Annotated in this window: 17 protein-coding genes; 7 read left to right on the plus strand and 10 right to left on the minus strand. The window is 42.5% G+C overall.

What is annotated here, in order from left to right; genetic code table 11:
- Position 1: 1 nt before the first annotated feature.
- From KPL72_RS14220 to gyrA, 4 genes are all read right to left on the minus strand, one after another.
- Positions 2-2,248, minus strand: a complete 2,247-nt coding sequence (locus KPL72_RS14220; protein ID WP_212915781.1) for a bifunctional prephenate dehydrogenase/3-phosphoshikimate 1-carboxyvinyltransferase — start codon at positions 2,246-2,248, stop codon at positions 2-4.
- A gap of 22 nt (positions 2,249-2,270) precedes the next feature.
- On the minus strand, positions 2,271-3,392 hold the full coding sequence (gene pheA / locus KPL72_RS14225) for a prephenate dehydratase (RefSeq protein WP_212915782.1): 1,122 nt from the start codon (positions 3,390-3,392) through the stop codon (positions 2,271-2,273).
- Between the two features lie 40 nt (positions 3,393-3,432).
- Positions 3,433-4,512, minus strand: coding sequence for a 3-phosphoserine/phosphohydroxythreonine transaminase (serC, locus tag KPL72_RS14230; RefSeq protein WP_212915783.1), 1,080 nt, complete (start codon positions 4,510-4,512; stop codon positions 3,433-3,435).
- Positions 4,513-4,602: 90 nt separating this feature from the next.
- The gene (gene gyrA, locus KPL72_RS14235) at positions 4,603-7,290 is read right to left on the minus strand and encodes a DNA gyrase subunit A (RefSeq protein ID WP_212915784.1); all 2,688 of its coding nucleotides are present in this window, start codon (positions 7,288-7,290) and stop codon (positions 4,603-4,605) included.
- Positions 7,291-7,637: 347 nt separating this feature from the next.
- Between gyrA and ubiG the strand changes: the two genes are divergently transcribed.
- The 3 genes from ubiG (at position 7,638) to KPL72_RS14250 (ending at position 12,229) form a co-directional block, all read left to right on the plus strand.
- The gene (ubiG, locus tag KPL72_RS14240) at positions 7,638-8,360 is read left to right on the plus strand and encodes a bifunctional 2-polyprenyl-6-hydroxyphenol methylase/3-demethylubiquinol 3-O-methyltransferase UbiG (protein ID WP_212915785.1); all 723 of its coding nucleotides are present in this window, start codon (positions 7,638-7,640) and stop codon (positions 8,358-8,360) included.
- A 20-nt stretch (positions 8,361-8,380) separates the two neighbouring features.
- The gene (locus KPL72_RS14245) at positions 8,381-9,124 is read left to right on the plus strand and encodes a YciK family oxidoreductase (protein WP_219703354.1); all 744 of its coding nucleotides are present in this window, start codon (positions 8,381-8,383) and stop codon (positions 9,122-9,124) included.
- A gap of 201 nt (positions 9,125-9,325) precedes the next feature.
- Complete coding sequence (locus KPL72_RS14250; protein ID WP_219703355.1) at positions 9,326-12,229, plus strand: insulinase family protein; 2,904 nt, start codon at positions 9,326-9,328, stop codon at positions 12,227-12,229.
- A 24-nt stretch (positions 12,230-12,253) separates the two neighbouring features.
- Here the strand turns inward: KPL72_RS14250 and KPL72_RS14255 are convergent, their stop codons facing one another.
- Both KPL72_RS14255 and fabV read right to left on the minus strand, forming a co-directional pair.
- Positions 12,254-12,793 (minus strand): hypothetical protein, encoded by a 540-nt coding sequence (locus KPL72_RS14255; RefSeq protein ID WP_212915788.1) that lies wholly within the window; start codon positions 12,791-12,793, stop codon positions 12,254-12,256.
- A gap of 103 nt (positions 12,794-12,896) precedes the next feature.
- Positions 12,897-14,099, minus strand: coding sequence for an enoyl-ACP reductase FabV (fabV, locus tag KPL72_RS14260; RefSeq protein ID WP_219703356.1), 1,203 nt, complete (start codon positions 14,097-14,099; stop codon positions 12,897-12,899).
- A 163-nt stretch (positions 14,100-14,262) separates the two neighbouring features.
- Here fabV and KPL72_RS14265 point away from each other — a divergent pair, with 163 nt between their 5' ends.
- Positions 14,263-15,495 carry a glycosyltransferase gene (locus tag KPL72_RS14265; protein ID WP_219703357.1) on the plus strand — a complete coding sequence of 411 codons (1,233 nt, stop codon included), beginning with the start codon at positions 14,263-14,265 and terminating at the stop codon, positions 15,493-15,495.
- Positions 15,496-15,510: 15 nt separating this feature from the next.
- Here KPL72_RS14265 and KPL72_RS14270 read toward each other — a convergent pair whose 3' ends face one another.
- The 4 genes from KPL72_RS14270 to yihG form a co-directional block, all read right to left on the minus strand.
- Positions 15,511-15,705, minus strand: coding sequence for a DUF1289 domain-containing protein (locus KPL72_RS14270; protein WP_219703358.1), 195 nt, complete (start codon positions 15,703-15,705; stop codon positions 15,511-15,513).
- A gap of 57 nt (positions 15,706-15,762) precedes the next feature.
- Complete coding sequence (locus KPL72_RS14275) at positions 15,763-16,479, minus strand: YebC/PmpR family DNA-binding transcriptional regulator (RefSeq protein ID WP_212915792.1); 717 nt, start codon at positions 16,477-16,479, stop codon at positions 15,763-15,765.
- A gap of 179 nt (positions 16,480-16,658) precedes the next feature.
- On the minus strand, positions 16,659-17,825 hold the full coding sequence (locus tag KPL72_RS14280) for an aminotransferase-like domain-containing protein (RefSeq protein WP_219703359.1): 1,167 nt from the start codon (positions 17,823-17,825) through the stop codon (positions 16,659-16,661).
- A 110-nt stretch (positions 17,826-17,935) separates the two neighbouring features.
- A complete protein-coding gene (yihG, locus tag KPL72_RS14285) occupies positions 17,936-18,841 on the minus strand; it encodes a 1-acylglycerol-3-phosphate O-acyltransferase, YihG family (RefSeq protein WP_219703360.1) in 906 nt (301 codons plus the stop codon).
- Between the two features lie 242 nt (positions 18,842-19,083).
- Here yihG and KPL72_RS14290 point away from each other — a divergent pair, with 242 nt between their 5' ends.
- Genes KPL72_RS14290 through KPL72_RS14300 form a run of 3 tightly spaced genes read left to right on the plus strand, consistent with a single transcriptional unit; the run spans position 19,084 to position 22,174 of the window.
- Complete coding sequence (locus KPL72_RS14290; RefSeq protein WP_219703361.1) at positions 19,084-20,490, plus strand: ATP-binding protein; 1,407 nt, start codon at positions 19,084-19,086, stop codon at positions 20,488-20,490.
- A gap of 30 nt (positions 20,491-20,520) precedes the next feature.
- Positions 20,521-21,201, plus strand: coding sequence for a response regulator (locus KPL72_RS14295; protein ID WP_212915796.1), 681 nt, complete (start codon positions 20,521-20,523; stop codon positions 21,199-21,201).
- 16 nt (positions 21,202-21,217) lie between these two features.
- On the plus strand, positions 21,218-22,174 hold the full coding sequence (locus tag KPL72_RS14300) for an AEC family transporter (RefSeq protein ID WP_219703362.1): 957 nt from the start codon (positions 21,218-21,220) through the stop codon (positions 22,172-22,174).
- The last annotated feature ends 44 nt before the right edge of the window (positions 22,175-22,218 follow it).

Here is a 22,218-nt window from a genome sequence, read left to right on the forward strand (position 1 = left end):
ACTATTGCGCCACCGAGCAATGAAAACCTAATTGCATCGCGACACTCTCCAACTCGTTAAATTCTTCTAATAATTTTTGACAATCATTCACCTTGGTTATCGATTTACTTCGTGCCCCCAGCGCCAACATGGCAAGCGCTAACTTATCATCACCAGCACAATCCAACTCACCACCCTGAGGAAGCCCGCCATCAATAAGCAAATCACCATTTTCATAAACACAGGCAATTTTCATATGCGCAAGCGCATCCACAAAAGCCAACACTCTATCCTCATAGTAATAAGGCAGAGAACCAACTCCTTGAATACGACTTTCGCCTTTTGCGTAAGCAGCTGCGACACACAACAAAGGCAACTCATTTCTAAACTGATAACTCTGCTCTGGTAATAGAGTGAACGACTGTAACTCAGCAAACCCTACCTGCACCTTACCTTCGCACAACCCAGTAACACTCTGCTTAGGAATAGACACGTCCGCACCAATCGATTTTAAAAACGAAAAAAATGCAAAAGACACCGAATCTAAACCAGCGTTTTCAATGAGCAACTCCGAACCAGGCAGCAAGCTCGATAACAACACGAGCCAAGCCGCCTCATACTCATCGCCAGACAATACAATATCCGTACCAACCAAAGGAGCCGAAACAAGCCTAAAACCACCAGCCTGATCCAATATAGTCACACCAAATTGACGCAATAACACTTCACAGTGAGAGACACCTAATAACAACGGTTTAACAAAACTCTCAGCGGGCGAATACAGCGCAGCCAAAAACGCTGACATGCGTAAGCGCTCAGATCCAGCTTTCAAATCCACAGATATATTCGAAGACTTACCAGGAAAAAGATTCACCGGCAGACAATCCGCCATTTCAGAAACAACACGGCCGCCCATTTTGCGCACCAAAGAAAATAAATCACCCATTGATTGATTGAGCAACTTACCTTCAGCAACGACAGACACAGAAAATGACTGCCCAGCCAAAACAGGCAACAGCAAATATAAACTTTCCCTAGACTGATGCACGTTAATTGGTGCAATGGGCGCTTTTAAACCGCGAAGACCAACACCATGAACCCGCAAATGGTCAGCAGATACCTCTTCAATCACCACCCCCATATCCCTAAAAGCCTGCATGGTGATGCGCACATCCCCAGTCAGATCAATGTTCTTTATCTCACTCACACCCTCTGAAAGCGCCGCTATAGTAATCGCTTTATGTGACAAAGATTTGTCACCTAACAAAGAAATATCACCTTTAATGGCAGAAGCCGGCAAAACAGAAACAGATACGGGACGAACTTCTTTCACAGCACCAATTGTACGCTGCTCTAGTAATCGAAGAAAATGATCTCGCGCAGACTTGGCTCGAGTAAAAACACCAAACATGCTAGTGCCGTCACCTTGGTCTATGGCGGCGCGCATATCAGCAAGACGATCAGTAAAATGATCCAAGGTGGCTAAAGTAGCCTCTTTATTTGCTAAAAAGACATCTCGCCACATCACAGGATCACTGGATGCTATTCGAGTGAAATCACGAAAACCACCCGCAGCAAACTTGAATATATCTTGACTACGCTCACCATTAGCAAGCGCATCAACCAAGGTGTAAGCAAGCAAATGCGGCAAATGACTTGAGGAAGCCAATACATGGTCATGATGATCAACATCCATGCTCACAACATCCGCCCCAACTGCACGCCAAAGGCGATGAAGACGATCCAACAACACAGGATTACTGTCAGCCAATGGCGTCACTATGGCCATATGTTTTTCAAAAAGCAGAGGGTTAGATGCCAGCACACCGCTTTTTTCCGCACCAGCAATAGGATGACCCGGAATAAAATTAGCCGGAACATATCCGAAAACGCGACGAACCGCCTCAACCACACTACCTTTCGTTGAACCCACATCAGTCACTAACGTATGCTCAGACAAAAAAGGCTTAAGATCAGACAAGACAGACTCCATCGCCCTTACCGGAGTAGCGAGAACAATGACATCCATCTTAGAGATAAAATCCGCCGACATCTCTGCAGGATGATCTATAACACCCGTTGAAACACCTAGAGCCAACTCACCTTCTCGCCGATCAACCGCATATAGCGTTGCTAAGCCACGCTCTTTCAGCGCTTTCGCGAATGAGCCACCTATCATGCCAAGACCGATGATCATTACATTGCCAAATTTCTTTTTTTCTTGGGACGTCATATCAACAGACGCTTGAAAATCATTTTCACCAGTCAAAGCACAACACTCTTATTAATTACTAAAGCACAGCCACAGGATAGGAACCCAACACCTTCACTTCCGAAGCACGTTCACGTAATTCATCGATTACGGCACGACAATCTTCATCTTGATAATGACCGACGAAATCAATATAAAATATATAACCCCAACGACTCATTAAAGAAGGACGAGTTTCCAGACGCGTCATATCAACCCCATGGCGCTCAAAAGCCTCAAGCAATCGATACAGAGCACCCGGCTCATTTTTCGCACTAATTAGCAGCGATGTTTTATCTTTACCACTTGGTGGAACATCCTGATTACCAACAATCAAAAAACGCGTAGTATTATCAGGACGATCTTCAATATTAGAAGATACTTTCAATAAACCGTATAGCTCACAAGCTACCTCACCCGCAATCGCAGCAATAGCACGACCACTGCGACCCGCTTCAGCCGCAAGACGAGCCGCTTCAGCGTTGGAGCTTACAGCAACACGCTCTACATGCGGCCAATAACGATCCAACCAAGCACGACATTGTGCTAAAGACTGTTGATGAGAATAGATATGAGTGACATCTTCAGAGTTGATATTCGGACTCACCAATAAATGATGGTGAATTCGTTCTTCCACTTCTCCGCAAATTTTCAAACGCGAATCCCGAAAGCTATCTAAGGTATGATTAACAACACCTTCGGTCGAATTCTCAACTGGCACAACACCATAATTCGCAGCACCAGACTCAACTTCACGAAAAACCTCATCAATAGCCGCCATAGGTGCACTAATAATAGATTTACCAAAGTGCTTTAACGCTGCCTGTTGCGTAAAAGTGCCCTCTGGCCCTAAAAACGCAATGCGCATCGGCTTCTCAAGCGCGAGACATGAAGACATAACCTGACGAAATATCTTCGCCATTTCCTCATTCCCCAAAGGCCCTTCATTGCGCTCCATAACCCTACGCAGAACCTGAGCCTCACGTTCAGGGCGATAAAAGACAACGGCTTCCCCACCTTGCTCAGCAAGCTTAACTTCAGCCACTTTTTGAGCGCAGGATGCACGCTCATTAATGAGCATTTGAATTTGCGAATCAATCGAATCAATACGATCACGCAATAAAGGCAGCGTATCTGGCACTGCTTGTTTAGAATTTGACATGCTAATTATTATCCGTAGAGGTTACTGTCTTTAAAAAGTATTATCCGTGACGTTTTTCAAAGCCACGCATAAAATCAATTAAAGCTTCAATTCCTTCCATAGGCATGGCGTTATATATACTTGCTCGCATACCACCAACAGAACGATGGCCAGCTAAAGTGCGCAGACCAGCCGCTTCAGATTCCTGCAAAAAGAGGGATTCAAGTGATTCATCCGCCAAAATAAATGGCACGTTCATGCGAGATCTATAAGCAGGATCAACAGGGTTTGAATAAAAATCGCTAGCGTCGATGAAGTCGTATAAAGCCTGTGCTTTACGAATATTGATTGCCTCAATAGCCTCAACACCACCCTGCTCCTCCAACCACTCAAACACTAAATCAGCCAAGTAAATTGCAAAAGTTGGCGGCGTATTAATCATCGAGTCATTTGCCGCTAAATTCGCAAAATTCCAAATTGATGGCAACTCATCACTGCTGCGCGCCAATAAATCCTTACGAATAATACAGATAACCACACCCGCTGGACCAACATTCTTCTGCGCCCCAGCGTAAATCAAACCGTATTTGCTCACATCAATTTTGCGAGACAAAATCGTTGAAGACAAATCTGCAACGATAGGCAAATTCGTTTCAGGCAAGCCAGAAAACTCTAGACCGCCAATAGTTTCATTTGGACAAAGATGCAAATATGCTGCACTTTCATCCAACTCTAGAGTAGAAAAATCAGGAACCGTACTGTAGTTCTGCTCTTTTGAAGATCCCACCACATTTACTTTAGTATATCTTTTGGCCTCTTTAATTGCTTTTGAAGACCAAGCACCTGTATCTAAAAAGCAAGCAGAATCAAAACCATTCACCAAGTTCGCCGGAATTTGAGCAAATAAAGTAGACGCTCCACCTTGAACAAAAAGAATTTCATAGTCATCGCTAATATTCATCAAACGCGACAAACGCGCCTTAGCAGATGCAAGAATGGACATAAACTCAGAACTACGGTGACTCATTTCCATTACAGAAACGCCAGCACCATGCCAATCTAGCATTTCAGCCTGCGCTTTTTTCAAAACCGCCTCTGGAAGCGCTGCTGGACCAGAACAAAAATTATATACTCGGCTCATCCTGCTTATTTACCTCTAGTATTTTCAGGAACTACTTTACAAGAACGATCTACAACAAAAGCGACGCACCTAGGTGCGTCGCTTTATTTTCTATTCCGCGTCAGTATCAAGGATATCTGGAGATTCGTCACCATCACTTGGCGCCTGATCAACAACGACATCACCTGCCTCATCGATCTCAATATCTTCTTCATCATCTTCAACAACACGTTCAATACCAACCAAATGCTCATCATTGGTCAAACGAATCAAAGTAACACCTTGAGTATTTCGCCCCTGACATGACACTTCTGTCACACGAGTACGAACCAAGGTACCTTGATCGGTAATCAAAATAATCTCATCCGTTTCATCTACCTGAGCAGCACCAACAACAGGGCCGTTACGCTCAGAAACTTGAATACCGATAACACCTTGACCACCACGACCATACACTGGGAAGTCTTCTACTAAAGTACGTTTACCATAACCATTTTCACAAGCCATCAATACAGCAGAGCCATCCTGAGGAACGATAAGCGAAACAACCTTAGCGCCTTCATTCAAGCGAATACCACGAACACCTGCCGCAGTACGTCCCATTGCACGAACATCAGACTCTTTAAAGCGGATTGTTTTGCCCGAAGATGAAACCAACATAATATCGTTTTCACCATTGGTAACAGACACACCAACCAGCTCATCTGTTTCATCCAAGCTAAGTGCAATCAAACCAGTTGAACGAGGGCGAGCAAAATGCTGCATCGCTGTTTTCTTAACTGTTCCGTTTGCCGTCGCCATAAAGATATAGCTGCTTGCCTCAACGATAGCGTCATCGGCAACCTCATCATCCGCTTCCGAATCAGCTTCAACCGCCTCAACAACCGGCAAAGGTAATAGCGCGGAGATAGATTCGCCTTCTCTCAACGGCAACAAGTTAACAATAGGACGACCTTTCGCACTTCGACTAGCTACTGGAATTTCAAACACACGCAACCAGTAAACTTTACCAAAATTACTAAATAGCATGATGGTGTCATGGCTACTAGTAACCAATAGGTGCTCAATGTGATCTTCGTCTTTCATGCTCGCAGAAGATTTACCACGACCACCACGACGCTGAGCTTGATACTCAACTAATGGCTGAGATTTCGCATAACCTGTATTCGAAATCGTCACCACCATTGGCGCTTCATCGATCAAATCAGCAATAGTCAAATCTTGACGAGAAGTTAAGATTTCAGTACGACGAGCATCACCAAAAGTATCTCGAACCTCTTCTAGCTCTTCACGAATAACTTCCATTAAACGATCTGGGTTAGACAAAATGTTCAACAACTCACCAATAAGCTCAATCAGAGACTTATATTCGCCCAGTAATTTATCGTGCTCCAAGCCTGTTAAACGATGTAGACGCAAGTCCAAAATTGCTTGAGCTTGATCTGGTGACAAATGATATGCACCATCAACAAAGCCGTATCCAGCTTCAAGATCGTCAGGACGACAAGCATCCGCACCAGCGCGCTCAAGCATGGCAACCACATTACCTGGCTCCCAAGACTCGCTAACAATTTTCTCTTTTGCTTCTGCAGACGTTGGCGATGTACGGATTAGCTCAATTACGCGATCAATGTTCGCTAGGGAAACAGCCAAGCCTTCAAGAATGTGACCACGTTCGCGCGCTTTACGAAGTTCGTAAATAGTACGACGAGTAACGACTTCGCGACGGTGTTTAACAAAGCATTCAAGAATTTGTTTGATATTAAGTAACTGAGGACGACCATCAACCAAGGCCACCATATTAATACCAAACACTGACTGCAATTGAGTTTGCGTGAAGATGTTATTCACAACAACATCAGGGTTTTCACCGCGACGCAACTCTATAACGATACGCATACCGTCTTTGTCAGATTCATCACGAAGCTCACTGATACCTTCCAGTTTTTTCTCTTTAACTAGCTCAGCGATTTTTTCAATCACTTTCGCTTTGTTTAACTGATAAGGAATTTCAGTAAAAACGATGGATTGGCGATTGCCTTTTTCCATGTCTTCAAAATGGTGACGAGCGCGCATGTAAATACGACCGCGACCAGTTTTGTAAGCTTCAATAATACCTGCGCGACCATTAATAAACGCCCCAGTTGGGAAGTCTGGCCCCGGTATATGATCGATAAGCTCATCAATAGTAATATCAGCGTTATCAATAACCGCCAAACAACCATCGATAATCTCACCAAGATTATGAGGTGGGATATTAGTTGCCATACCTACCGCAATACCCGCCGAACCGTTTACTAACAGTCCAGGCACACGCGCTGGCAATACTTCTGGCATAAATTCCGTGCCATCATAGTTAGGCACGAAGTCGACAGTTTCTTTCTCTAAATCCATCAAAAGATGATGAGAAATTTTCGCCATACGGATTTCGGTATAACGCATTGCCGCAGCACTATCACCATCGACAGAACCGAAGTTACCCTGACCATCAACCAAGGTGTAACGCATTGAGAAAGGCTGCGCCATACGAACAATCGTATCGTATACAGCAGAATCACCATGTGGGTGATATTTACCGATTACATCACCGACGATACGCGCCGATTTTTTGTACGGTTTATTCCAATCATTTTTAAGTTCATTCATCGCAAATAGAACGCGACGGTGAACAGGCTTTAACCCGTCTCGTACATCAGGTAATGCTCGGCCTACAATAACGCTCATTGCGTAATCTAGGTAAGATCCCTTAAGTTCATTTTCGATACTGACGGGAATAATTTCTTTGGCTAATTCACCCATAGATACAATCGATCCTTATGCCTCGGAGTCAAAAAGACTCCCTAATATCTTTTTATAAGCGCCGCATTGTAACATAAGGAAATAAATAACACCCCTTCAAGGAGCATGTTTTGTTGCTCTATATTGCATTTATAGAAACCACCCATCACACACACCCTTTGACAAAGTAAGTTTGCTATTGGTCACCTCTTAGGTTGACGCTATACTAGAGAGACACTAGAAAAAACACGCTTCAACCCCAATACTTTAAATACACGAAAAAGCATTAAAGAATATAAGCCAGCAGTTCAGTACAACGAACACCGCTTCCACCACTTTTAGCGACACTGAAAAATGGAAACCAAAACATGACAAACACACAACAAAGCAATGTAGACCTAAATGAAGTGGCGAAATTTGAAGCACTTGCAAGCCGCTGGTGGGACACTGAAAACGAATTCAAACCATTGCATGATATCAACCCTCTACGTACCAACTATATAAGCGAACGCGCCAATGGCTTACAAGGAAAGAAAGTCATCGACGTGGGCTGCGGTGGCGGCATCCTATCAGAAGCAATGGCAAAGCTAGGTGCAAATGTTAAAGGCATTGATATGGGCGAAGCACCTCTTGCCGTCGCAAAACTGCATAAAGAAGAATCTAAATTAGATATTGATTACGAAAAAATCACTGCCGAAGAAATAGCGCATCGAGAAGCAGGTCAATATGACGTTGTTACCTGTCTTGAAATGCTAGAGCACGTACCTGATCCATCCTCTGTAATAAAGGCCTGCATGACATTAGTAAAACCTGGTGGTCACGTGTTTTTCTCTACCATCAACAGAAACCCTAAAGCGTATCTTTTTGCCATCGTTGGCGCGGAATATATCTTAAAAATGCTACCAAAAGGAACGCACGATTACGCTAAATTCATCCAACCAGCCGAGCTAAACAATTACGCAAGACTAGCTGGATTAGAAGTCACCCACATGACTGGAATGACCTACAACCCTCTGACCAAAGTATACAAACTTAACGACAAAGATGTGTCTGTCAATTACATGATGCACACTCAAAAAATCGAAGCCTAACTAAGGCACAAGGAGGAGATATGTTTGATTATCAAGCCCCAAGCCAACTACTTAAAGACAAGGTCATTCTTGTTACTGGAGCTGGCGACGGTATAGGAAAGACTGCCGCCATCACCTACGCAAAGCATGGTGCAACCGTCATACTCTTAGGCCGCACGACAAAAAAACTCGAAGCGGTTTACGATTACATCGAAAAACAACAATATCCCCAAGCCGCTATTGTCCCCTTAAACCTAGATGGCGCTGCAGAACACGACTATATAGAGCTAGCCAATACTATTGAGAGTGAATTTGGTCACCTTGACGGCATTCTTCACAATGCCAGCTTACTGGGCGAAAGAACTAGCATAGCCACTTATGATCCAACACTGTTTGAGCAGGTTATGCGCGTTAACGTCACCAGCCAGTTATTACTAAATCAAGCCCTACTCCCTCTAATGCAAAAAGCAAAATACGCCTCCATCATCTTCACATCCTCTGGAGTAGGAAGAAAAGCGAAAGCCAATTGGGGGGCCTATGCAGTATCAAAGTTCGCCACTGAAGCAATGATGCAATTACTATCCAGCGAACTAGAGAGCCTATCACCTAATGTTCGGGCAAACGCCATCAACCCAGGTGCGACAAGAACCAGCATGCGAGCAAGTGCCTATCCAGATGAAGACCCAAAAACACTCCCCACACCAGAAGATATAATGCCTGCTTACCTCTATTTAATGGGTCAAGACAGCCTCGCCATCAACGGCAAATCACTGGATGCCCAATAAAACAATCGCCTTACATGCAATGGGCAAAGAATGTGCCCATTGCATCACACCACATGCTTCAGTTAATCTGAAGCCATGATCAATATTAAAAGAAAAGTCATCACTTATTGCTTTCTACTTACTGCACTTGCATCTTTTTCGATACAGGCGGGCACCCCTCACCCTATCGAAAACAACACACCATCCAAAATAAGCAATAACATGAACCAAGACGCCCCATCAAATAAAGCAATACAAGACGGCACCCACACCGACCTACAAGAAACTGAAGACAGCACAATCGCAATAGAAACGATAAACAATCAAACCACCAACATACCCAACAAAAGCCTGACCGATAAAAACCACTACCACTTCATAACACTTACCAATAATTTAAAAGTGCTATTGGTAAGCGACCCACAAGCGGAACGCTTTTCAGCATCACTATCTGTTGACGTCGGCAACTTTCAAGACCCTGACAACCAGCAAGGCTTAGCTCACTTTCTAGAGCACATGCTTTTTCTTGGCACAAAAAAATACCCAGAAGCTGGCAACTATCAATCCTATATAAACACACACGGCGGCTCACACAACGCCTACACAAGCACAGACGTAACAAATTTCTATTTCGACATCAAACCATCAGCGTACGAAGGCGCACTAGACAGATTCTCACAGTTTTTTACCACACCGCTGTTCAGCGAAGCTCTCACACAAAGAGAAAAGAACGCAGTTGACTCGGAATATAAAGCCAAATTAAAAGATGAAAACAGACGAAACAATCAAGCACTAAAAACCCTATTTAATCCCAAGCACCCTTACAGCCGCTTTGCGGTCGGCAGCTTAGACACACTCAAAGATCGACCAAACAACCCGTTACGAGAGCAATTACTCAAACTCTACAAAGAAAACTACTTTAGCGATAATATGGCACTGGTTATGGTGGCAAATCTACCCTACAACCAAATGGCCACACTTGCTCGTCAGTACTTCTCAGACATTCCTAGCAAACCTACTATCCGCAAAAAGACACACTTTCCGACATTAATATCTCCAACGGATAAACCACACTTACAATTTGTTCGTTCACTAATAGACAACAGCACATTAAATTTCTACTACCAAATAGATGCCCAAGAGAAAAACTACAAGACCCAGCCAACTCGCTACCTTTCCTACATTTTAGGCAATGAAAACAAAGGCTCACTTTATGCATCCCTTAAGTCTGAAGGATTAATTAATGGCATATCAGCCAGCACCAGCGCCGACTATGGTGACAACGCACTCTTCATGGTAAAAATCCAACTCACCAATGAAGGCTTAGCAAAAATAGATACCGTCGCAAAACGTTTTTTTGCCACTATTAGCACGTTAAAATCATCACCAATCAATCCGCTATACCTTGAAGAGGGACTTAAACTTAGCCAACTCATGTTCAACCACCAAAGTTATGTTGACCCCCAAAACCTAGCTCGCTCCTTATCAGCAAGAATGCTAAAAACACCGCCAGAAGATATATTAAGCTGCTTTCGTCTAGAAAAAGCAGCCGATGAAAAACAGGTTAGAGCACTTCTAAAACGGCTTTCCCCAGAAAACCTGTTAGTACAACTATCCTCAAACAAAACATTTCCAGACAACTGGGCAGCAAAAAAACCAGAATGGCAAACAGAGCCTTGGTATCAAAGTGAATACAGCAACAACCATTTCAGTAAACTATTTTTAGATCTAGTTAATCTATCAGTAAAAGACACACAAATAAGCCTACCGGAAAAAAACACCTTTATTCCTGAGTCTCTGGATTTAATAGAGGAAAAGGACACAACCCCATCAATCGTTTTCCAAAAAAGAGGCTTCACCTATTGGAATAAATCCGACGCCAGCTTTGGCAAACCCACCGCAATGAATTTTCTAGCAATACGTTTTGCCAATGCCGCCGACACTCCTGAGCACACGCTACTTAATAGGCTGTGGAGTCGACTCTTCAACGACAGTGTAAGCGAATCAACCTACGCACCTTATGTCGCAGGACTGGGCTATGCATTTTACCCTCACACTAACGGCGCAACCTTACGAACTAGCGGCTACTCAGACAAGCAAAACACCTACACCACTTGGCTGATAGACCAACTATTCTTATTTCGCCCAACGCCTGAACGATTTGAGCAAGCTAAAACACAACTCGCCAAAGATCTCAGCAATCAAAAAAGCAGACAAGCCTACAGCAACGCCAATAGCGCATTAAGCACACTAATAACTAAAAATAGTTTCACCACAAAACAGCTAGAAGATGCATTAAGAACACTCACCCTAGAAGACCTTCAGGAATATACAAAAAAGGCACGTGAGAACTTCGACATAGTTGGCTACAGCACTGGCAACCTAACTAAAGAGCAAACAAAAAAGCTTGCAGACTCCATTTATCAACGCTTTAGCGATCGCCTTAGCCCGAAAGAGCCCTTAGAAATCGAAACAAAAAACCTTACCACTCCGAAAAAATATCACTACCAGTTCGAATCAACGAGCGATGACAACGTGGTTTTGTACGCATTAATAGACACCAGCGCACAGTCAACAAAAAAAGCCATTACAGAAAAAGCCTATTTTTCGATACTAAGAAAACTAGTCAGCAGCCCGTTTTATCAAGAACTAAGGACCAACCAACAGCTAGGTTACATTGTTGGGGCACAAGACCTAAGTATTCGCAACACACCCATTTTAGGACTATTAGTACAGTCCCCCAATAAAGATACGTTTACCATCATTAACGCTATTGAGGAATTTCTACAAGAACAAAGAAGTCGGCTACCGAACGTATCCGAAAAAGAATTTTCTCAAGCCAAAAACGCACTACTAAGCGAACTAAAAATGACCGCAAAAAACCTAAGCGACAACGCATTAGACGAATGGCATCAAATAGCTAAGCCTGACCCAGATTTTCTTACCAGAGAAGAATGGATAAACAACGTAGAAAAAATTCAGCGAGAAGACTTCATCGAATTCATTAAGCGTAAACTACAATCAACAGACACAACTAAAATAATCACTCACAACAAAGCATTTCCAAAACAGCTTATTGAACAACAAGAATGGCAAGAAACATCACCTAGTTCACCCAAACTTTAAAATCAAACTACAGTAAAGCTACGATCAGCCACCAATAAGCTTCTCTAGCTTCTCTTGATCCGTTGCTGGAGCACCTTTAGCGCCACTGGCAGCAGGAGCAACACCCTTTCCAATGGGGGAAAAATCGCCTACGTCGGGCTGCACATTATCAGCAGGTACATCCTCTGCTTTTGCTTGATCACCGAAAATACCAATCTCTGGCATCATCCTCAGACGCTTAGCTTGAATATCTTCAGGTATATTGCCCGTAAACAAAACCGTAAAAGGCGCCTCTTCAGTTCTCTTATTAACCTCATCGTAAATTGCTTGCTCGCGTTCAGCGATGGCATTCTCTTCCAAATAAGACATACCTTTGCCATCAGCCGTAATCACAATATTTGGCCCCAAGGTCATTTTTGCCTTTTCAGCCGGAATGACAGCCACTTCTTCCTGCGAGCTAATCACAACTTGATGTTGGGTGTGAATTACTTGATTACCATAAATAATATCGACCGGTTGGCGCTCGACTGTCTGAGCATTTGCAAACAAGGACACCGCACAGAACAACCCCAATGAATATTTCATAATCACCCCAAGATAAGACTCCATTCACTATAAGAGATAAAAAGACATAAAAAAAGGAGCTCAAGCGACACTTGAGCTCCTTTTTTGTCTCTTTAAGTAAATACTAAAGTGTAATAACTTCAAAGTCAGCTTCAGGGTTTGCCTCAGCATCATAATCAACGCCATCAACCCCAAAACCAAACAACTTCAAAAACTCATCCTTGTAAAGTTGGTAATCCGTCTCTGAAAATAGATTCGCATCATTCACTTGCGGCCAAAGTTCACGACAAGCTTGCTGCACATCTTCACGCAATTCCCAATCATCCAAACGAAGACGGTTTTTATCATCCGTCAATTCTGCTGGATTATGATTGTTGTACAAACGCTCAGAGAACATACGGTAAATCTGATCCATACAGCCTTCATGAATGCCTTTTTCACGCATCACTTTGAAGACCATAGCCAAATACAGAGGCATCACCGGAATAGCGGAAGACGCTTGCGTCACCACAGACTTCAATACCGCCACGTTAGCGCCGCCACCAATCTTAGACAACTGAGCATCAATAGCAGCAGAGGCACGATCCAAATCTTCTTTCGCCTTACCTAATGCGCCATGCCAATAGATCGGCCAAGTAATATCAGAACCAATATAAGAGTAAGCTACGGTGCGAACACCTTCCGCCAAAACACCTGCTTCTTGTAAAGCAGACATCCAAAGCTCCCAATCTTGACCGCCCATTACGGTTGTAGTCGCTTCAATTTCTTCTTCTGTAGCTGGCTCAATTTCCGCCTCAATAATGACATCTTTGTTCGTATCAATAGCTGTTGAGCAGTAAGGCTGGCCAATAGGCTTAAGAACTGAACGAACAACCTCACCAGTTTCTGGCATTTTACGGACAGGAGAAGCTAAAGAGTAAACCACCATATCCACTTGACCAAGATCTTGCTTAATCAAATCAATAACCGTATCGCGAGCTTCATTTGAGAAAGCATCGCCATTAATACTTTTGGCGTACAAGCCTTCTTCTTTGGCAACTTTATCGAATGCCGCAGAGTTGTACCAACCCGCTGTGCCAGTTTTCTTATCAGTGCCTGGTTTTTCAAAGAAAACACCAATGGTTGCTGCGCCAGAACCGAACGCAGCAGCAATACGAGAAGACAAGCCATAACCACTTGACGCACCGATTACGAGTACTTTTTTAGGGCCGTTTTCAATAGCACCTTTGCTTTTAGTAAAAGCAATTTGCTCTCTTACATTTTGCTCACAACCTACTGGGTGTGTTGTTGTACAAATAAATCCGCGAATCTTTGGTTTTATGATCATAATATCTTCTCAACGTCATGTTTTGCTTACATCTTACCAGACAATCCCTTCAAATGAGGCAGGCAAGACAAATCTGTCCGCCATGATACAATAGCCAGACGAATATGTCCTGATTCTGCTAAAAATTCAGAACCAAAAATCATTGAAACATTGAGAGAACACCGTGCACCTACTTGTCATCGGCTACGTCTGGCCAGAACCCAACTCATCTGCCGCTGGTAGCCGAATGATGCAACTGCTCAATTGCTTTCACAAAGAGCAGTGGCAGCTGTCTTTTGCTAGCCCAGCTCAACAAACTGAGCATATGACAGATCTATCTCAACTAGATATACAGGCTGAACACATCGAACTTAACGACGCTTCATTCGATACCTATATCGCAGATAAAAAACCAGACATTGTGATATTTGATCGCTTCATGATGGAAGAACAATTTGGTTGGCGCGTCGAAAAATTCAGCCCAGACTCGTTACGAGTCCTTAATACGGAAGATCTTCACTCACTAAGACAAGCCAGACACAACGCACTTAAACAAAATAGATCTTTTGTAATTGAAGATCTTTATAACGACCACGGCATTCGTGAAATCGCCGCCATTCATCGCTGTGACTTAACCTTAATGATTTCCGAAGTAGAAACCAAATTGTTGATCGATGAGTTTCATGTACCGGAAAACCATGTTTTTCACCTGCCGTTTATGCTCCCTAAATCTCAAGACACTGAATACCTAACCAGCTTTGAAGAGCGCCAACACTTCATTAGCATTGGCAATTTTCGTCACGCGCCAAATTGGGATGCTGTTCTGCAATTAAAAACAGAGATATGGCCAAAGATTCGCAAACACCTACCAAAAGCAGAAATGCATATTTATGGTGCTTACCCACCACCAAAAGCTACACAATTACATAACGCCAAAGAAGGTTTTTTAGTAAAAGGCTGGGCAGAAGATGCTCAAAAAGTCATGCAACAAGCTCGACTTTGCTTAGCTCCATTACGTTTTGGCGCAGGCATTAAAGGCAAATTGGTTGAAGCCATGCAAATGGGAACCCCAAGTATTACTACAACGATTGGCGCAGAATCCATGTACGGCGAACTACCTTGGAATGGCGTCATTACAGACGACATTGAAACCTTTGTCGATGCGTCAGTGTCTCTCTATGAAGACAAAGAAAGCTGGCAACTGATGCAGCAAAATGGCAATAGGATATTACAAGCTCGCTATCAAGCAGAAGAATGGGAACCCAAATTAATCAATCGATTGAAGCTACAGGTTCAACTAAAGGAAAGTCTGAGGAAAAAACATTTCTTGGGGTTAATGCTGCGACACCACAGCCTTAAAAGCACGCAATACATGTCGCAATGGATAGAACTTAAAAACAAAAATGAAGAGAAGTAACACTAACAAAAAACACTAGCCAGAAACAAAATTGCTTTTGGCTTCTCGCTCACGAACCTTCTTCATAACGGCCTGCTGCGAAGCCTTATTCAAGCTTCCCCACAGGCTAATTTCCTTACCCGTACGATAACAGCCAACACAAATATCTTCGTCATTGAGAAGACAGACATTGACACAGGGAGATTTCAACTGAGGTTTTGGCTTAGTCATACTTAATCAACACACATAAAAAAGCCTTAGTGAGAAGTATCACCAAGGCTTCTAATTCTAATATTCAGCGTTGTGATAAACACGCTGCACATCGTCAAGATCATTCAAAAGATCCAAGAAGCGATCAAACTGTTCCACTTCTTCACCTTGAATTTCTGTCATGTTTTGAGCCACAAATTGAATTTCATCAATTTCAAACTCAATCTCGCCAAATGCATCTGTTAATGCAGTTTTGGCCTTGCTGTAATCTGTATGTGGCGCAAAAACAGTCACTTTACCGTCTTCTAGCTCAATATCTGTTACATCAACATCGGCCATCATCAAAGCTTCTAATACAGCTTCTTCATCAGTACCTGCAAAAACAAAAATAGCACTGTGGTCAAACATATGACTCACACTACCTTGGCTACCGATTTTACATTTTACTTTGTTAAAGCAAGTGCGCACATCACCAAAAGTACGGTTTGGATTATCAGACAAACAATCGACGATAACCATCGTATTGCCAGGACCAAAACCTTCATAGCGAGCCGTATCAAAGTCTTCTCCACCGCCACCTTTCGCCTTATCAATCGCTTTGTCGATAACGTGAGTTGGCACCTGATCTTTTTTAGCTCGGTCGATCAGAGAACGAAGTGCCAAATTACCATTAGGGTCGATACCACCGGATTTTGCGCAAACATAAATCTCACGGCCGTACTTACTGTAAACCTTGGCTTTTTGGTCAGACGTTTTTGCCATGGACTCTTTGCGGTTTTGAAAGGCTCTGCCCATTACATATTCCTATTCTATACAGTCTTAAAAGTAAGATTCTAACGTGTCACCCAAAAAGAAGGAACTGCTAGCCAAGCATAAATACAATAAAAAGCCAGCCTTACCACAACAAAAATGCTACAGAACAAGAAACCTAGCCAATATAGACATACAACCAGCAATCTCTAGGTAACAAGTAACTAAGCAAGCTGTCGAATAACTTTCGCAAGCACCGTGATTGCTTGATGAATTTGCGCCGGAGAAACACGAGCAAAACTCAATCTTAGAAACGAATCATCAAGTGGGCTTTTACACGGGAAAAATGGCGTACCTGGAAGAACCAACACCTTATCTTTCAACGCTTCAGTCAGTATTAATTGTGATGAGACACCCGCGGGCAACTTCACCCAAAAGAACATACCACCAGCTGGAAGCGAAAATTCAATGAGATCGCCAAGCTCTGCATTTAAAGCTTCAGCCATCACATCTCGCTTTTCCTTATAGGCTCTTTGGAGGTTAATAACGTGATCTGGATATTCTCCAGATTTAAAGAATTGGGTAATCATACTCTGACCAAGACGGTTGGTATGAAGATCAACAGCCTGCTTTACTTTCACCAAGTACCCAGAAAAAGCATCACAGGAAACGATATAACCAGTACGCAATCCTGGCCACAAAACCTTAGAAAAACTCCCCATGTAAAGCCAAGGCGCTTGTTTTATCAAAGTTGAAATAGGCGTAAGGTCGACATTGTCATAACAAAGATCACGATACGGATCATCTTCGATCAACAATATGTTTTTCTCGTCAAGTAAAGCAGCTATCTCGCGTCGACGCTGCAAGCTATAACAATGCCCTGCTGGATTCTGAAAATTGGGAATCAAATAAACCGCTTTCGGATGGTGCTTTTCAATCGCATCACGCAAAGCTGAAACAGACATACCCTCAGCATCAGATAAGACATCTTGAACCTTTGCACCTTGTAATTTAAATACCTGACAAGCAGCAAGATACGTCGGCTGCTCAGTTAAAATGGTCGAGCTTTCGTCCAAAATTAAGCGACTAACGATATCCAACCCCTGCTGCGAGCCATTGGTTACCAGCACATTATCCGTAGATGTCTCAATACCTCGATCCGCCACAATCGACACAATACATTCGCGCAGGTCTTTTTCGCCTTCACTTGGGCCATATTGTCGACTGTCGGTTAATTGCTTCAGTTCTGGGTAAGCTGGCATCAAATTTTCATCTGGCAAACCGCCCGCTAAAGATAGAACGTCTGGCTGTTGACTATAATGAAGCAATTCACGAACCAAAGAAGCTTCCATGCTTCGCGAGTGTAAAGTCAATAAATGAGATATATCCATACCAAACGCCTCGATAATTTAAGAATAAAGAAACAGAGTCAGACATTTAAAAAAAATAGAAAAGATACAATTCTCGATTTATTGGAGGATACAGAAATAAAATGTGTTATTTAATGCTCAATATTTTTCAATTCAGCATGTAGTAAGCATTCAAACTGCTGGTCTTTTTGCTGCCAAAGTTCATTCACCCATTGCTGGAAATACGCTCTATAATCTGCGTCATTTTGATAATCGCCAAGCAAGGAGTTTTCGATCGACATCACTCTGAGATGCACTTTTATTTCTGGCACTTTGCCACAAAGGTAGTCGAAAAAATTCGGAACCCCCTCTGGGTAAACAATGGTCACATCAATCAATTGATGCAATTTCCCATCCATAGCATTTAACGCAAACGATAAGCCGCCCGCTTTTGGCATGAGAAGATGCTTATACTGACCCGATTGTTGATCGTGCTTTTCAGGTGTAAAGCGCGTCCCTTCAAGAAAATTCATAATCGACACAGGAAAGTACTGAAATTTATCGCACGCCCTTTTCGTCACTTCAATATCTTTCCCTTTGAGTTCAGGACGTTTTTTTAGCAGAGCAGAACTGTAACGCTTCATAAAAGGGAACTCTAACGCCCACCAAGCTAGACCGATAAAAGGCACCCAAATAAGCTCTCGCTTTAAAAAAAACTTGATAAAAGGAATGCGTCTATTGAACAGACGCTGCAAGACAAGAATATCTACCCAAGACTGGTGATTCGCCGTAATCATATACCAATCTTTTAATACAAAATCATTCTCACCAGAGACATGAAGAACAGATTTGCCCAATACGCGCTGGTTTACATTATTTACACCGATCCAAAACGTCGCTATGTTATCCAATATGACATTCAGAAACGCGCGCACTGATGCAAACGGCAAAACACACTTAAATAGTGCCAATACCATCACTGGAATGAAGCACAACAAGGTATTTACAACAATCAAAATAAATGAGACCGCACCTTTTGAAGCAGATAAAACCGACATAAATAGACCCAGAAAATACAAAATTGACGCATAATACTAAAGGAATTGATTTATTGGAAATCCTCATTATTTACACTGCAACCAAGTAGCCAGCTTTCCCTATAAAACTGTATAGTAAACAGACGATTAGAGTAACCAACGAACTAGCTCGATACCAACGACACAGTGATCTCGTATCGATGATTATCAATCCCCTGTAAAGACCGCCTAACAGGACACACAATAGGATTTCAAACTCCACTATGGCAATGACCAAAGGCTTAAAGATTCGACATAAACTTTTTGCAGTTTTTGTTTTGAGTAATATTTTACTCATTGTTTCTATGTGGCAAGTATTTCAATGGAGCTTTGATAGAGGATTTGTTTCCTACGCGACGGAACGTGATCGTGACTTTTTAGAACAAATGGCAAACCGAACAGCTAACCTCTACCTCTATTATGATGATTGGTATTTTCTTGTCCAAGAGAGTCGAATGGAAAGCGAGTGGCATCAGGCTAAACTCGAAAACTTACGAGACTTAGTGCCACCACCGAGCACGCCTAATTTAGATTTAATTTATCCGTCTCAATACTATCGCCAACGCTTTCTATTGTTTGATGACCAACAAAAACCCATCATTGGTAAGACGCGATTTACAGACGCCGAAACATACGCTGTGACTGTAAATAAAAAAATAGTCGGCTATGTAGGATTACGCTCAATTAGAGAGTTAGTTCAGGATCAAACACTACGCTTTGTTCGCCAGCAGGGAGAAGCCTTCTTACTCATATCCGCATTCATGCTTGCTATCGCGGCCCTCCTAACATGGCCATTAGCTCAGTGGTTAAGTCGCCCTATCATTTCCATGCAAAAAGCCACGAAAAAATTGACAGCAGGAAAATATGATACACGCATAACGGTAAAAGGAGGCGACGAGTTAGCCAGTCTTAGCTGCCACTTTAACAATCTAGCTTGTACGTTAGAACATACAAGAGAAGCTCGTAAGCGCTGGGTTGCTGATACCGCACATGAGCTAAGAACCCCTGTAGCGATACTTAGAGGTGAGATTGAAGCGATGCAGGATGGGATTATTAAAGTTTCTCCTGAAAGTTTATCCTCATTGCATCAAGAAACGCTTCATATTGCACGCCTAATTGATGACTTAAATCAATTATCCATGCATGATGTAGGCAACTTAAGTTATGTAATGGAAGATGTTTCACTTAACGACATAATTGAACAAACGATTCAATCTATGACACTTCCTTTTAATGAAGCAGGATTAGAATTAGGGTTTGAATATTCTCAGAAAAACCCTATTGTTATGAATGGCGATTCAGATAGATTACATCAACTCTTTTCAAATCTGATGAATAATTCATTAAAATATACAAATGCTCCTGGAAAACTCACTGTAAAACTATCAAAAAAGAATAAGAAAGCCGTTATTCTTTTTGAGGACACAGCCCCAGGTGTAAGCGACGATGATAAAAACCGAATTTTTGAACAGTTTTTTCGTGTCGAAAATTCAAGAAATAGAGCGACTGGCGGGAGAGGCCTAGGTCTCGCAATCTGCGCTAGTATAGTGGATGGACACCAAGGCACAATCAGTGCTTATCACTCACCAGATGGTGGCTTAGGAATAAAAGTAGAATTCCCTTTAAACTAGTCTCGTTAAACGAACAGGAACAACAATATTATGAGCAAAGTACTGATTATTGAAGATGAACCAAAATTAGCTGAATTAATGGCTGCTTATTTAGACCAAGCAGGTTATGAACATCACCATCTTGACCGCGGAGATATCGCAGTCAATTACATTAAAAACAACCAAGTTGATATTGTTCTGCTAGATCTAATGCTACCAGGATTAGATGGCGTAGAAATTTGTAAGCAAGTTCGTCAGTTCAGTGGTGTTCCTATTATTATGGTTACCGCAAAAGCGGAAGAGATTGATCGCTTGATTGGTCTAGAAATGGGCGCTGATGACTACGTTTGCAAACCTTTCAGCCCTCGTGAAATTGTTGCCCGTGTTAAAGCTAACTTGCGTCGAGTTGAATTAGACCAAGCTGAGTCACCAAGAACTGATGGCTTCGATCTAGATGTAGACCGTCTACGTGCAACTTACAAAGGCGATTTGATTGATTTAACTACGGTTGAATTCCAGTTGCTTCAACTACTCATCAAAGAACCTGGTCGTGTTTTCGGCCGCGATCTTATAATGAAAAGCATTTATGCCGACAGCCGTGTAGTGAGTGATCGTACGATTGATAGCCACATCAAAAAACTTCGTAAGAAAATTTCTGCTGTAGCACCTGAACTAAACGTTATTCATTCAGTTTATGGCGCGGGCTATCGCTTCGAGAACAACGATCAATAACCCCCTCCTCTAAGGAATGGCGTTGGACAACTTTTTAGATGTACTGGTATTTTCTTTCTCCATAACAATGCCAATATTTTTAATATTGGCATTAGGAGTCTTCCTATACCGAATACGGATTATCAATGACAATTTTATTGATATTGCTTCTAAGCTGGTGTTCAACGTCACTCTTCCTGCACTACTTTTCATCAGCATTTCCAAAAGTGACATAAGCTCAGATACAGATTTATCATTGGTTATATATGCAATGATAGCTGTCACTATCACTTATATCGCATTAGAATTGTTGATGTCTATTTGGGAGCCGGACAAAGCGGAACGGGCAGTGTTGGTACAGGGTGCCTTTCGCTCCAATATGGGCATTATTGGCTTAGCTTACTGTGTTAATGCTTACGACAATGAAGTGTTCTCCGTAGCATCAGTCTATCTGGGCGGAGTTACCATATTATTCAATATATTATCCGTAATTGGCTTAAATCGTGCGCTCGGAGCAAACGCTAGCCTAAAAGGCATAATGAAAGGCATAGCAAAGAACCCTCTAATCATTGCTATTTTAGCGGCCTTTATTGCATCACTAACAGGGCTTTCATTACCTTCAACGCTTTATAAAGCGGGCGATTATTTTGCACAGATGACTCTTCCCTTAGCACTATTATGTGCTGGCGCATCACTCAATTTTAAGTCATTAAAAAACGGTATGTTAGGAGCGATCATAGCATCCGCAGGAAAACTGATATTTATCCCGTTTATTCTAACATTTGGAGGATATTTATTAGGTTATCGTGGCATGGAGCTTGGCGTTCTATTCCTTATGTCTTCAGCTCCAACTGCCTCTGCCAGCTATATTATGGTTCGCGCCATGAATGGAAATTCTACCCTTGCAGCAAACATCATCGTTATAACCACCATCGCATCCTTGATTAGTACCAGCATTGGCGTTACTTTGTTACGCAGTTTTAATTTAATCTGATTAAACGTTGAAAACTGGCTAAACATAATAAAGACTCGCGAGAC

Origin of the sequence: Marinomonas lutimaris (assembly GCF_019426345.1) — a bacterium.
In the GTDB taxonomy this organism is placed as follows: domain Bacteria; phylum Pseudomonadota; class Gammaproteobacteria; order Pseudomonadales; family Marinomonadaceae; genus Marinomonas; species Marinomonas lutimaris.